Annotated in this window: 11 protein-coding genes; 4 read left to right on the forward strand and 7 right to left on the reverse strand. The window is 73.5% G+C overall.

From position 1 onward, the window contains the following. Positions 1 to 10: 10 nt before the first annotated feature. Positions 11 to 613, forward strand: a complete 603-nt coding sequence (locus ACN261_RS06900; protein ID WP_204927081.1) for a hypothetical protein — start codon at positions 11 to 13, stop codon at positions 611 to 613. A 3-nt stretch (positions 614 to 616) separates the two neighbouring features. Here ACN261_RS06900 and ACN261_RS06905 read toward each other — a convergent pair whose 3' ends face one another. Beyond that, positions 617 to 1,177, reverse strand: a complete 561-nt coding sequence (locus ACN261_RS06905; RefSeq protein WP_425853567.1) for a hypothetical protein — start codon at positions 1,175 to 1,177, stop codon at positions 617 to 619. Between the two features lie 225 nt (positions 1,178 to 1,402). Between ACN261_RS06905 and ACN261_RS06910 the strand changes: the two genes are divergently transcribed. Next, positions 1,403 to 4,177 carry an FtsK/SpoIIIE domain-containing protein gene (locus tag ACN261_RS06910; RefSeq protein WP_425849014.1) on the forward strand — a complete coding sequence of 925 codons (2,775 nt, stop codon included), beginning with the start codon at positions 1,403 to 1,405 and terminating at the stop codon, positions 4,175 to 4,177. A 259-nt stretch (positions 4,178 to 4,436) separates the two neighbouring features. Continuing rightward, entirely contained in the window at positions 4,437 to 5,141 is a 705-nt protein-coding gene (locus ACN261_RS06915; RefSeq protein ID WP_421484478.1) for a hypothetical protein, read from the forward strand. A gap of 65 nt (positions 5,142 to 5,206) precedes the next feature. Here ACN261_RS06915 and folE read toward each other — a convergent pair whose 3' ends face one another. The 4 genes from folE to ACN261_RS06935 all read right to left on the reverse strand — a co-directional run bounded on the left by folE (position 5,207) and on the right by ACN261_RS06935 (position 9,267). After that, positions 5,207 to 5,869, reverse strand: a complete 663-nt coding sequence (folE, locus tag ACN261_RS06920; RefSeq protein ID WP_204927152.1) for a GTP cyclohydrolase I FolE — start codon at positions 5,867 to 5,869, stop codon at positions 5,207 to 5,209. Between the two features lie 35 nt (positions 5,870 to 5,904). Continuing rightward, a complete protein-coding gene (ftsH, locus tag ACN261_RS06925; RefSeq protein WP_145922108.1) occupies positions 5,905 to 7,911 on the reverse strand; it encodes an ATP-dependent zinc metalloprotease FtsH in 2,007 nt (668 codons plus the stop codon). 543 nt (positions 7,912 to 8,454) lie between these two features. After that, positions 8,455 to 9,030, reverse strand: coding sequence for a hypoxanthine phosphoribosyltransferase (gene hpt / locus ACN261_RS06930; RefSeq protein WP_067302270.1), 576 nt, complete (start codon positions 9,028 to 9,030; stop codon positions 8,455 to 8,457). A 99-nt stretch (positions 9,031 to 9,129) separates the two neighbouring features. Continuing rightward, the gene (locus ACN261_RS06935) at positions 9,130 to 9,267 is read right to left on the reverse strand and encodes a hypothetical protein (RefSeq protein ID WP_204927077.1); all 138 of its coding nucleotides are present in this window, start codon (positions 9,265 to 9,267) and stop codon (positions 9,130 to 9,132) included. Between the two features lie 150 nt (positions 9,268 to 9,417). Between ACN261_RS06935 and ACN261_RS06940 the strand changes: the two genes are divergently transcribed. Further along, positions 9,418 to 10,380, forward strand: a complete 963-nt coding sequence (locus tag ACN261_RS06940; protein WP_204927076.1) for a GlxA family transcriptional regulator — start codon at positions 9,418 to 9,420, stop codon at positions 10,378 to 10,380. Between the two features lie 40 nt (positions 10,381 to 10,420). Here the strand turns inward: ACN261_RS06940 and ACN261_RS06945 are convergent, their stop codons facing one another. Together ACN261_RS06945 and tilS are read right to left on the reverse strand one after the other, a co-directional pair. After that, the gene (locus ACN261_RS06945) at positions 10,421 to 12,049 is read right to left on the reverse strand and encodes a gamma-glutamyltransferase family protein (protein WP_425849019.1); all 1,629 of its coding nucleotides are present in this window, start codon (positions 12,047 to 12,049) and stop codon (positions 10,421 to 10,423) included. 270 nt (positions 12,050 to 12,319) lie between these two features. After that, a complete protein-coding gene (tilS, locus tag ACN261_RS06950; RefSeq protein ID WP_425853568.1) occupies positions 12,320 to 13,426 on the reverse strand; it encodes a tRNA lysidine(34) synthetase TilS in 1,107 nt (368 codons plus the stop codon). Positions 13,427 to 13,432: the final 6 nt, after the last annotated feature.

A 13,432-nucleotide genomic window follows, 5' to 3' on the forward strand; every position in this document is an offset into this window, starting at 1 on the left:
TGTCGCCCCGATGAGCGGACCACTGCCGGACCCGTTCGCCGGCCAGCCCGACTGGGCGCCACTTCCACCACGACCGGTCGAGATCGTTCCCGCCACCGGTCGGGTGGAGCTGCGCGGCCGGCGGGTCCTCGTCGGGCTCCCCGGCCTCGGTTGGCGCGGGGACCTGCGCGCCGACGAGCGGGTGGTACAGGGCAGCCGTACCTATGTGCCGGTCATCCCCGAGCACGAGTGGTACCGGGCGGAGGCCGACCAGGTGGAGGTCTTCGCCCCGCTCGTCCCCGTGGAGCGGGTCTGGGTGGAGACCCTGGGTGACCGGCCTGCGCCTACCGGACCCGTGCGGGAACAGGGGATCCAGCTCGTCTCGCTGGACGGGCCGACACACCGCGCCCCCACCCCGGTCTTCGAGACCGACGCGGTCAGCGGACGACGGGTGGTCCACGTCGAGGACGCCGTCGAACACCGCGATCTACGCGCGGTGACCGAGTCCTACTCCGGTGCCGATGGTGACATCTGTGTCCGGGTCACGCCGGAACTGGAGTGGTACCGCTGGGCCTGGCGCGGACAGCCGCCCACCACTATGGAAATCCCCGTCCACCTGCTGTGGATCGAATAACTGTCAGACAGCCTTCCGTGCACCGCAGACACGCCAGCCGTCGCGTATATCGACGACGTCGAAAGTCCAGTCCTCCCGACGGCTGCTTCGCTGCTGACCGTTGGCCGAACCCGAGATAGTCAAAGTGGTCGTCACGGATTCACCCTGAGGCGTTTCCACTCTGGTCAACGACCCCCAGCCAACTCTTACCACAACATTGAATTTGCTTTCTCGTTGCCGTAGCTCGTCCCGGAGAGTCGCAACCGCTCCAAGATCCGCATCTTCGCAAATGAGGAGACTGGCGCGCGTGTCGTTCTCGTTGACCAAGAACTCACGGAGATAGTTGTCGACGACGACGTCCGGGGCGCTGCGATCCGGGGTAGCGGCCCGCTCGTACAGCACGTAGCCGGTGATCCCGCCGCCGACGCAGAGCAACGCCAGCACCCCGGCGACGACCGTGAGGACGGTCCGGAGCCGACGGGGTGGACGCTGCGGTGCCGGCAGCGGCGCAGGGGGAGCCGAGTGCTCCGGTGGGGTCCGCTGCGCCGGTACTCGGGACACCTGGGAACCGGCGGGGGGCTGCACTGATTCCACCCCCTGAGGCTATCGGCTGGACGCTCCGTACCCAATGCCCCGAAGGCTGCGGATCGTGACAGGACGACCCCGGGAGGTGAGAGTTCACCGCGATGTGCGACAAGCCCGGCGCATCGCCGCCGCGCTTCCCGGAGGAGTGGCCGGGGCTGGGATACGGTCTGCAGTCGGGGAGGCTTCCCGTCGCGAACAGCGGGGTGGAGCACCTCGGAAAGAGGGGTGGACGCGGTGGCCGGTCCGAAGGCTCGCACGAACCGCGCCGCAGCCCTGCACCGCCGGGCCGCCGCGACCGTCGCCGCTGCCGCTACGGTCCTCGACGAGATCCGTCCCGCCCCCGCCGACCAACGCCGCCAGTACGAGCTGGCGGACCGGCTGCGGCACGCCGCCACCCTCCTCGCCCCGGGCTGGGCCGGGGACGCCTTGACGGACCTGTCGGTGCACACGCCGTGTGGTGAGGGGCATCCGCCCTTCGTCCGGATCGGGACGGGGGCCCCGCTGGAGGATGCGCGCTTCCCGGCGCTGGTGCCGCTGCTCGGCTCGGCGCACCTGACCCTCGACGTGGACGTGCGTGACACCCGGGTGGCGGGTCTCGTCCGGGCCGTGTTGCTGCGTCTGCTGGCGGCCACTCCGGCGGGGTGCCTCCTGGTCCGTGGCGTCGACGGCAGCTCCACAGCGGGCACCGCAAGCACCGGCACCCGACCCGGCACCGCCGACGCCACCGCCAGCCCGGCCACCGTCGGCACCAGCACCAGCACCAGCAAGGCTGGCGCGGAACAAGCCCGTGCCGGGCGATCCGACATCAGCAGAGCCCGCACCACAGGGGCCGCCCCCCAGAACGTCGCCGCCGACGCGAGCACCGCACCGCAGCACAGTGGGACGACGAACCCCCGGAACGGGGCCGTCTTCGCCCCGTTCACCGCGCTGGCCGACGCCGGGCTGTTTCCGCCTGCGGCGACGGACGTGGCCGGGCTGAGGGCGGTGCTCGCCGAGGCCGAGCAGTGGGTCTCCCCGGGGGCCGGCCGACCCCGCCGACACGACCGGACGCTGCTGCTGGTGATCGCCGGGCTGCCCGGGTCGACGGCGTCGAGTGACCTGGACCGGATCGTGGCGCTCGCCGAACGGGGCCGGGGTGCCGGGCTGCACCTGGTGGTCGCCGGCTGGCCGGCGGCCCGGCCGCCGTTGCCACAGGCCACCCCGGTACGGCTGCGCACCTCGTACGCGCTGCTGGGTGATCCGCCGGGCAGCCCGTACAGCGGGCCGGGCACCGATGCGCCGGGTGGTCTGAACTGTCCCGTCCTCGTCGACGAGGACCCCGGCGCGGAGCTGATCGACGCCGTCTGTCGTCGGCTGGCCGACCAGATCGAGGCGGGCTCCCGGTTGGGCCTCGCCGAACTGCTGCCGCCCGGGGACGCGTCACTCTGGGCGTCCTCCTCGGTCGACGGCCTGTCCACCACGGTGGGCGACGCCGGCGGCCGGCCGGTCACCGTGGGTTTCACCGAGTTGACCCCGCACTGGTTGGTCAGCGGTCGGTCGGATGCGGACCGGGCGGCCTTCCTGACCAACACGCTGCTCGGCTTGGCCGCCCGTTACGGCCCGGACGAGCTGGCCCTGTACCTGGTGGACCTGGGTGCCGGGGAGTCGTTCGTGGAGTTCCTCCAGACCCGGCGGGACAGGTCGTGGGTGCCTCAGGTCCGCGCGGCGGGGATGGCCGCCGACCCGGAGTACGTTCGGGACCTCTTCGACCAGTTGGCGGCGGAGATCCACCGCCGGGAGGAGGTGGCGGCGCGGATCGGCGGCCATCGTTTCGCCGAGCTGCGTGACCATCAGGTGCTGCCGCGCGTCGTCTGTGTCATCGACAACTTTCCGCTGCTGCTCTCGGACCGGGAACCGGCGGCCGCCGAGGTGCTGGCCCGCCTGGACGGGCTGGCCAGGTCGGGTCGCGGGTACGGCGTGCACCTGGTGCTGGCCGGCGCGGGTGACCTCGGCGTCGGCGCGGGAGCGGCACCCCGGGACTCGGTGCTGGGGCAGTTCCCGGTGCGGGTGGCGCTTGCCGGCGGCAGTGCGGTGCTGATGCCGACCAACGACGCCGCCGCCGGTCTGGCGGTGGGCAGTGCCGTGGTCAACACCGCCGGTGGTCTGGGCGGCCCACGTGGCGCGACGCGTGGGCACGAGCGGCTGGTCCGGTTCCCCGACCCGCACGACGCTCCGGAGGTGGTCGAGGAGCTGCGGCACCGGCTGTTCGCGGCACGGCCGGAGGATGCCGTACCGCCTGTGGTGTTCGCGGGTTGGGCCCGGCCGTTGCTGGGCAACGACCCCCGGATGCGCGCCGCCGTTGCCGGCCGGTGCGGGGCGCCGGCGGCGCTGCTGGGCCGGGCGGTCGACGTGGCCCGGACGACCGTGGCGGTGCCGCTGGGCCCGGTGGCCGGCCGCAACCTGGCTGTCCTCGGGCCGGGTCCGGCGGCGGCGACGCTGCTGGCGACGGCCGCGCGCAGCACCGCCGCGCACCATCCGCCGGGCGGCGCGGAGTTCGTGCTCGCGCCGCTGGCCGAGGGGTCCGCGCCGCTGGCCGCCGCGCTCGCCGCCGAGTTGGGTGAGCGCCACCGGGTGTCGACGGTGGACGGGCCGGGGTTGCTGGCCGGAGTCCCGGGTTCCGGTCCGACCTACCTGGTGGTGTTCGGGGTGGACGTACCCTCGACGGAGGAGCTGCCGCCGGACCGGCTGCGTGCGCTGCTGCGGGAGGGCCCGCCGGCGGGTCGCCACCTGCTGGGCTGGTGGCGGACGGTACCGCCGCTGGCCGGGTTGGTGGAGCCCGACGGCGAGGTCGGGAAGCTGGCCGCGGTCGCGACGGTCGACGTGCCGGGTGCGCAGCTCGCCTCGCTCTTCGGGCATCCGGTGCAGTGGCGTCCCCGGCCGGCCCGGGTGGTCCTCTGGGACAGCACCGACGACCGGGGCACGGTCCTGGTGCCGTTCGCCGACGAGGCGGACCCGGCATGATCGGCCACGGCGGGGCCCGCGCGGAGACCGCCCACAACGGGACATGCGCGGAGACCATCCACGACGGGGTCCGCGCGCAGACCGTCCACGACGGGGCCGGCACGAGCGGCCCCGAGGGCGGCCCGCGCGGAGCCGGCCGGGCAGGACGGCCACGCGGCTCCGGCCGCGACGTGCGGCTTGCGGGACCGACCCTCGGGAGGACCGCAGGTGACCGACCGCGAGGAGGACCGGGCGTGACGAGCTGCGAGGAGCCTCGGCCGTGAGCATCGACGACGCCGTGACGGTGGCCCCGGTCCGGCAGCGGGCCGGGGGCGAGCCGACCCCGTCGGTGGCCGCCGCCTGGACCGACTACCTGGCCGCCGCCCGTCAGCTCGACGGGGTACGCCGGGGCGCGGCGACGGCCGCAGCGGCACAGGCTCGGGCGGTGGAGGCGGCGCGCGCCGAGTTGACCGAGGTGCGCGCCCGCCTGACGCCGCAGCAGGCCCGGCTGCGCGAGCTGGGCGTACCGGCGATCTCGCTGACCCCGACGCCACCGGAACTGGCCGAGGCGACCCGGGCGATGGTGGGTGGCCCGGCGGCGGTGCTGGCAGGCTTGCGCAAGGCGCAGGGCTGGGCGGAGGGTGCCGACGCGGCGCTGGCGGCGCGCGGTTCGCTGCGCCCTGCGGGCTGGCCGCCCCGATTGCGCAACCTGCTGGTGTACGGTCCGCTGGCGCTGGTCGTGCCCCTGGTGCAGCTGCTGCTCCTGGTGACCCTCGGCACCGGGCCGGTGGTCGTGGCGGCGCTGCTGGTGGGTCTGCCGATGCCGGCGGCGGCGTTCGCGGCGGGCTGGGTGGGGGTGGGCCGGCTGTTCCCGCCGGGGCCGGACGGCCGGTGGGACCGTACGCCCCGGCTGGGCTTGCTGACCTGCCTGATCCCGGCGGTGGTGACCGCCGCCGGAATCACGCTGGCGCTGCTGGCCGGTTGACCGGTGCCGCCCCACGCGTCGCGGGTCAGCGGCTCAGCGGCTCAGCGGCTCAGCGGCTCAGCGGCTCAGCGGGGAATGATCAGCGACATCGCCTCGGCGCGGGACTTCGCGTCGTGCTGGAGCACGCCCCGCACGGCCGAGGTGATGGTCTTGGCACCGGACTTCTGGATGCCGCGCATCGCCATGCACATGTGCTCGCAGTCCAGTATCACGATGACGCCACGCGGTTGCAGCTTGCTCATCAGCAGGTCGGCGATCTGCGAGGTCAGCCGCTCCTGCACCTGCGGGCGGCGGGCGAAGACCTCGACCAGCCGGGCCAGCTTGGACAGGCCGGTGATCCGGCCGTCGGGGCCGGGGATGTAGCCGATGTGCGCGCTGCCCCGGAACGGCAGCAGGTGGTGCTCGCAGAGGCTCATCACGTCGATGTCCCGGACGAGCACCAACTCCTCGTGGTTGGCCTCGAAGGTGGTGCTGAGCACCTGGGAGGGGTCGACCCGCAGGCCGGCGAAGAGTTCGGCGTACGCGCGGGCGACCCGGGCCGGGGTCTGCTGGAGGCCGTCCCGGTCGGGGTCCTCGCCGACCGCGATGAGGATCTCGCGGACCGCCTTCTCGATCCGACCGAGGTCCATGGTGTCCTCGATCGGGCGACCGTTGAGCTTGCCGCTGATCAGCCGGGCGGCGACGTAGTCCAACGTCTCGTCGCCGGGCTCGGTGGACGAGGCGGCCAGCCCCGGGTTGTCAGGGCTGGCCGCGGCGTCGGTGTTCAGTGCAGACCGTCCGAGTTGTTCGTGGCCCCGCCGACGGAGATGCCGTCGGCCGTGGCCTGCGCCTTGAGCTTCTCCTTCTCGGCCGGGGTGAGCACCGGCGGCTCGGTGGAGGGCAGGCGCTTGCCGAAGCCGTTGTACGGGGCCATCGGCGGGCGCTTGACCACCCGGGAGCAGATCCGGGCCATGTCGGCGGTGGAGAGCGTCTCCTTCTCCATCAGCTCCAGGACCATGTTGTCCAGGACGTCCCGGTATTCCACCAGGATCTCCCAGGCCTCGTCGTGGGCCAGTTCGATCAGGGCCCGCATCTCGCCGTCGATCTCGGCGGCGACCGAGTCGGAGTAGTCCCGCTCGTGGCCCATGTTGCGGCCGAGGAACGGCTCGTCCCCGCTGGTGCCGTACTTGATCGCGCCGAGCTTCGAGCTCATGCCGTACTGCGTGATCATCGCGCGGGCCAACTGGGTGGCCTTCTCGATGTCGTTGCCGGCCCCGGTGGTGGGCTCGTGGAAGACGAGTTCCTCGGCGGCCCGGCCGCCCAGGGCGTACGCCAGGGTGTCGATCATCTCGGCCCGCGTCTGGGTGTACTTGTCCTCGGTCGGCAGGACCAGGGTGTGCCCCAGCGAGCGTCCCCGGGACAGGATGGTCACCTTGTGCACCGGCGCGGCGTGCGGCAGCGCCCAGGCGACCAGCGCGTGCCCACCCTCGTGGTACGCGGTGATCTTCTTCTCCTGGTCGCTCATCACCCGGGTCCGGCGCTGCGGCCCGGCGATCACCCGGTCGATCGACTCCTCCAGCGAGTCGTTGGTGATCGCCCGCTGTTCCTTGCGGGCGGTCAGCAGCGCCGACTCGTTGATCACGTTGGCCAGGTCGGCACCGGAGAAACCGGGGGTACGCCGGGCGACCGCGTCGAGGTCGACGTCGGGCGTGAACGGCTTGCCCTTGGCGTGCACCCGCAGGATCGCCTTGCGGCCCTCCATGTCGGGGGCGTCGACCGGGATCTGCCTGTCGAACCGGCCCGGCCGCAGCAGCGCCGGGTCGAGGATGTCCGGCCGGTTGGTGGCGGCGATCAGGATGACCCCGCCCTTGGTGTCGAAGCCGTCCATCTCGACGAGCAGCTGGTTGAGGGTCTGCTCCCGCTCGTCGTGGCCGCCGCCCATGCCGGCGCCACGGTGCCGGCCGACGGCGTCGATCTCGTCGACGAAGACGATCGCCGGGGCGTTCGCCTTGGCCTGCTCGAAGAGGTCCCGGACCCGGCTCGCGCCGACACCGACGAACATCTCGACGAAGTCGGAGCCGGAGATCGAGTAGAACGGCACCCCGGCCTCGCCGGCTACGGCGCGGGCCAGCAGCGTCTTACCGGTACCGGGTGGACCGAAGAGCAGCACGCCCTTCGGGATCTTGGCACCCAGGGCCTGGTACTTCGCCGGGTTCTGGAGGAAGTCCTTGATCTCGTGGAGTTCCTCGACCGCCTCCTCGGCCCCGGCGACGTCAGCGAAGGTCGTCTTCGGGGTGTCCTTGGTGATCATCTTCGCCTTGGACTTGCCGAAGTTGAGCACCCGGGAGCCGCCGCCCTGCATCTGCGACATGAAGAACAGCAGCAGGAGCACGAGCAGCGCGATCGGCAGCAGGTTGACCAGCAGGCTCACCCAGATGCTGTCGGACGACACCTTGGCGTCGGCCGGGCCGGTGACCCGGTTGGCCGCCTTGGCCTCCAGCACCTCGTTCCAGACCTGCTCGCCGGCCTGGTAGGGGAACTGGGCCTCGATCCGGTCGGTCGTGGTGTCACCGAACTTGGTCTTCTCGGCCAGGTTGAGCTGGAGCGTCTGCTCCTTGTCCTGGAAGACGACCTTGTTGATCTTGGCGGTGTGCAGTTGGTCGAGCGCAACGGAAGTGTCCACCCGGTGGTAGCTGGGACCAGCGGTGAACAGCTGACTGAGCACAACGGCGCCGAGGATGACCAGGATGATCCAGACCACCGGTCGGCGGAAGAAACGCGTACGTTCCATACTGTTGTCGAGCGCCGGGGCGCCCGCATCCTCCTGATCGACGTCCTGACCGTCTGAATGGTGTCGCCGCCGGGGGCGGCGTCGAGCCGCCGTGCGGGCCGGCCTCGACCCCGAGGCGCGCGAACTGCCGCACCGCGGTCATTCGACGGTACACCGTGCACGCGAGGAGCGAGCTTGCGAGCCCCGCAGTCGGGCACATTCGTAGCCCTCCTGCACGCGAGGAGCGAGCTTGCGAGCCCCGCAGTCGGGCACACTCGTAGCCCTCCCGCACGCGAGGAGCGAGCTCGCGAGCCCCGCAGTCGGGCACACTCACCGCCCCGTCGCACGCGGGGAGCCAGCTCGCGGGCCCTGCGGTTACGCGTACGGCGAACCGGGGTTTCAGCCGGCGTGACGGGGAACGTGCGCACCGGCTCCGTCGACCGCCCGGTCACGCGGGTCGGGGTGCCGGGCGCGGAGATGTCCCACGCCACCGGCACCCACGGTAGTCGGACTGCCTGGGAGCCCGCTGAACGTCTGCTCGATGACTACCGATACGAGCGGAGTTCAGGCGCGGGCGTAGACCTCGGGCTTGAGCACCCCGACGTAGGGCAGTTCGCGGTAGCGCTCGCCGAAGTCGAGGCCGTAGCCGACCACGAACTCGGTGGGGATGTCGAAGCCGACGTACTTGACCGGCACCGTGACCTTCACCGCGTCGGGCTTGCGGAACAGGGCCACCACCTCGACGCTGGCGGCCGACCGGGACTCCAGGTAGCGCAGCAGCCAGGACAGGGTCAGACCGGAGTCGACGATGTCCTCGACCACCACGACGTGCCGGCCGGCGATGTCCCGGTCGAGGTCCTTGAGGATGCGCACCACGCCGGAGGAGGTGGTGCCCTGGCCGTAGGAGGAGATGGCCATGAAGTCCAGCTCGACGGGCGGGCCCTGCCGGCCCAGTGCGCGGGCGAAGTCGGCCATGAACATGACCGCGCCCTTGAGGACGCAGACGAGCAGCAGTCCGTCGGTGACCCCGGCGTAGTCCGCCGAGACCTGCTTGGCCAGCTCCGCCGTCTTCTCGCGGATCTGCGCCTCGGAGATGATCACGTGATCGATGTCGGCGTCGTACCAGGAGCCGTCAGCCATGCTCCTAGCCTGCCGTACGCCGGAGGACCCGCGTCGGCGGGGCCGCCCCTTTTGGCGCGGTCCCGCCCCGAGTTTTCCGGCACAACGGAATCAATCACCTCAGCAGGCACGGGACCGCCAGCGGCGGCCCTCCTCGGTGGGCTTCCAGTCGGCCGAGTCGCGGGTGTCGGCGGTGAGGCCGAACGCCGAGGCGGCGGTCAGCGCGGCGAGGAAGAGCAGGAACAACAGGAACTGCATGGCGGCGCTCGCTTTCTCGCGATCTGGGTGGTTTTCGCCGCCGGTGCGCACCGGACTCATCCCAGTTTCCGCCCCCGGTCCGGGCCGGGACAGTGGCAGTCATGCCAGGTACCCTCGATTTCCTGCCACATTCCCGGTTACCCTCGTCACATGATTCGATCGGTGGCCGTCATCGCGTTGGACCAGGTAGCCGTCTTCGAGCTGGGCGTGCTCACCGAGGTCTTCGGCACCGACCGCACCGACGACGACTTTCCCGGCTACCGGTTCACCGTCTGCACCGCCGACGGCGACCCGGTCCGTACCGCCTCCGGGTTCGGGCTCACCCCGCACGCCGACCTCGCTCCGGTCGACGACGCCGACCTGGTCGCCGTGCCCGCGTACACCCAGGGGGGTGAGGTGCCCGAGGCGGTGCTGGCCGCGCTGCGCCGCGCCGCCGACCGGGGGGCGTACGTGTTCAGCGTCTGCTCGGCGGCGTTCGTGCTCGGCGCGGCCGGCCTGCTGGACGGCCGCGAGTGCACCACCCACTGGAAGTACGCCGACGAGCTGCAACGCCGGCACCCCTCGGCCCGGGTCCGGTGCAACAGCCTCTACGTGGCCGACGGGCCGGTGCTGACCAGCGCCGGCACCGCAGCCGGCATCGACGCCTGCCTGCACCTGGTGCGCCAGGAACACGGCTCGGTCACCGCCACCCGGCTGGCCCGGCGGATGGTGGTCCCCCCGCACCGCGACGGCGGCCAGTCCCAGTACGTCGAGGCGCCGATCCCGGCCACCCCCGACGCGCCCACCCTCGAACCGGTGCTGAGCTGGCTGGTGGGGCACCTGGACCGGCCGACCACCGTGGACGAGCTGGCGGCCCGCGCCGGCATGTCGCCACGGACCTTCGCCCGCCGCTTCCGGGCCGAGACCGGCACCACCCCGCACGACTGGCTGACCAACCAGCGGGTGCTGCTGGCGCGCCGGCTGCTGGAGGAGACCCGGCTGAGCGTGGAGAGCGTCGCCGGCCGCTCGGGTTTCCCCGACGCCGCCGCCCTGCGTCACCACTTCGCCCGCCGGGTCGGCACCACCCCGCAGGGCTACCGCACCACCTTCCGCGACCGGGTCCCCACCGCCTGAGCCCGCCGCGGCCGCCCGTCGCCAGCCGACGCGCCGAGGATCAGTAGCCCAGCGCCGCGCCGTCGACCCGGGGCTCCGCGCCGACCACCCAGCCGCCGGCCGGGGCCCGCCACAGCGCCTGGCCGTACCCGAAGACGGACGGCTCGTCGGCGACGGTGACCTCGTGGCCCCGGGCGCGCAGCCCCGCGACCAGGCCGGGCTCCGCCGCCAGCGCCGGCTCGACCAGCAGGGTCCGGCCGGCGTGCCAGTACCAGCGGGGGGCGTCGAGGGCGGCCTGCGGATCACGGCCGTCGTCGACGGTCGCGGCGACCAGCTGGAGGTGCCCCTGCGGCTGCATGTGCCCGCCCATCACCCCGAACGGGCCGACCGGTGCGCCGTCGCGGGTCAGGAAACCCGGGATGATCGTGTGGAAGGGCCGCTTGGCCGGTCCCACCAGGTTGGGGTGACCCGGGTCGAGCCGGAAGCCGGTGCCCCGGTTCTGCAGGGCGAAGCCGTGTCCGGGCAGCACCACCCGGGAACCGAACCCCAGGTAGGTGGACTGGATCAGGCTGACCATCAGGCCGCCCGCGTCGGCCGTGCAGAGATAGACGGTGCCGCCCCGCTCGGGCGTGCCGGCCACCGGGTCGGCGGCCCGGTCGGTGAGCAGCGCCCGCCGCGCCGCCAGGTAGCCCGGGTCGAGCAGGCCGGCGGTCGGCACGTCGACGCGTTCCGGATCGGCCACGTGGGCGTGCGCGTCGGCGAAGCCGAGCTTGACCGCCTCCACCTGCCGGTGTACCCGGTCCACCGGGTCGGCGGCCGGGTCGAGGCCGTCCAGGACGCCCAGCGCCTGCAGCGCCGCCAGCCCCTGCCCCGGCGGCGGCAGCTCCCACACCTCGTGCCCCCGGTAGCGGACGCTGACCGGGTCGACCCAGGTCGAGGTGTGGGCGGCCAGGTCGGCGGCGGTGAGGAAGCCACCGGTACGGGCGGCGTGCCGGTCCAGCGCCGCCGCGATCGCGCCCCGGTAGAAGTCCTCCGCGCCGGTGGCGGCGATCAGCCGCAGCGTCCGGGCCGCCGCCGGGTTGCGCCAGCGTTCGCCGGGTCGGGGCGCCCGGCCGGCCACCGTGAAGACCCGGTCGAACTCGGTGAACTCGGCACCCGTCGGCACCGGCTGCGCCAGCGCCCGGGCCCAGGTGGCGGCGGTGCCGGTGGAGACCGGGTGGCCGTGTTCGGCGTACCCGACCGCGTCGGTGAAGAGGTCGGCGAAGGGCAGCACGCCGAACCGGTCGTGCAGGTCCCGCCAGCCGGCCGGCGCGCCGGGCACCGTCACCGGCAGCCAGCCCCGGGCGGGCATCGCCGGGCCGGACGCCTGCGCGCCACCCAGCGCCGCCGCCGGTTCCGCCGCCGCCCCACCGGTGGCGGCCAGCACCACCTCCCGGGTCAGCCCGGCCGGTGACCGCCCGGCGGCGGCGAGACCGTGCAGCCGGTCCCCGTCCCAGACGATGGCGAACAGGTCACCACCGATGTCGTTGGACGGCGGCTGCACCACGGTCAACGTGATCGCGGTCGCCAGCGCCGCGTCGACGGCGTTGCCGCCGCGCCGCAGCACGGCCAGGCCCGCCGCCGCCGCGAGCGGATGGCTGGTCGAGACGGCACCGTGCGGGGCGAACAGGGCACTGCGGGGGTACGCCATCAGCCCTGTCTACCGCACCACCATGAACCCGCCCACCCCTGGACCTGCGGGGCCTCTCCCCCACCGCGCCCGGCGCGGCACCGTCGCTCCGGTTCTGCCCGATCCACCCCACCGGGCTGTCGTTCTACGAGCGAGCGAGGTCCCTCATGATCGGATTGCGGAAACAAACACGACACGCCGATCCGGATACGCGAAACCGCAATCTGATCTTCGCTTGCCCGTACCTACCCCACCCCGCCCCGGCCCCCGACCGCCCCGGCCGATACGTACTCAGTCGACGGGCAGCAGCCGACCACCCCGGCGACAAACGCGTACCCCGCCCGGCAACGCCGTCGCGCCCTGCCCACGCCACGCGGTGATCAGCGCGTCCAACGCGTCGACGTGACGGTGGGAGAGCGCACCGGGCGGGGCCCCCAACTCCCGCGCCCAGGCGTGCAGCACCCGGCTGCGTACCGCGCCCGGCAACCCGGCCAGCGCCACGACGGACAACCCCCCACCGTCGCGCACCCGGAGCCCGCCGAACAGCGGTCCGCCCGACCAGCACCCGTCGGGTGACAACTCGTCGGACGAGCCCTTGCCGGTACGCGACCCGTCAGGGAGGCGCCCTTCGGACCGGGGCACGTCGGACCGGGGACTGTCGGGTCGCTGCGGGGTGCCGAGGGCGGCGGCGGCCAGGTCGTCCAGGGCTGCGGTGTCGGCGGCGAGCAGTCGGGCCGTCCGGGCCAGGTTGTCCAGGACCCCCTCGCCGAGCGCGGCGACCAGTGCCGGCAGCACGTCGGCCCGGACCCGGGCCCGGGCGTACGACGGGTCGGTGTTGTGCGGGTCCTCCCACGGGGTCAGGCCCAGCGCCGCACACGCGTCGCGGGTCTGCGCCCGGGTGACGTCGAGCATTGGACGCAGCAGCGGCACCCCGGCGAGTTCCCGTCGGGCGGGCATCCCGGCCAGTCCGCGCGGGCCGGCCCCCCGGGCGAGCGCCAGCAGCACCGTCTCGGCCTGGTCGTCGCGGGTGTGCCCGAGCAGGACGGCGACCGCACGGTGCCGCCGGGCCGCCGCCGTCAACGCCTGGTAGCGGGCCTGCCGGGCGGCCGCCTCGGGGCCACCCGGCCGGCCGGCCACCGTCACCGGCACCGCCTCGACCGGATCGAAACCGACCCGCCCGGCCCACTCGGCGACGGCGGCGGCCCGCTCGGCCGACCCGTCCTGCAACCCGTGGTCGACCGTCACCAGACCGGCCAGTCGGCCGAGCCGGGACGCGACGAAGGCGGTGGCGGCGGCGAGAGCCAGCGAGTCCGCCCCGCCCGAGCAGGCCACCAGCACCGGCCCGGCGGGAGGCAGCCCGGCCAGCGCCCGACGGACCGCGACCCGGACGGCGGCCACCGCCGG

This window comes from Micromonospora sp. WMMD723, assembly GCF_049863385.1.
Classification (GTDB): Bacteria; Actinomycetota; Actinomycetes; order Mycobacteriales; family Micromonosporaceae; genus Micromonospora; species Micromonospora wenchangensis.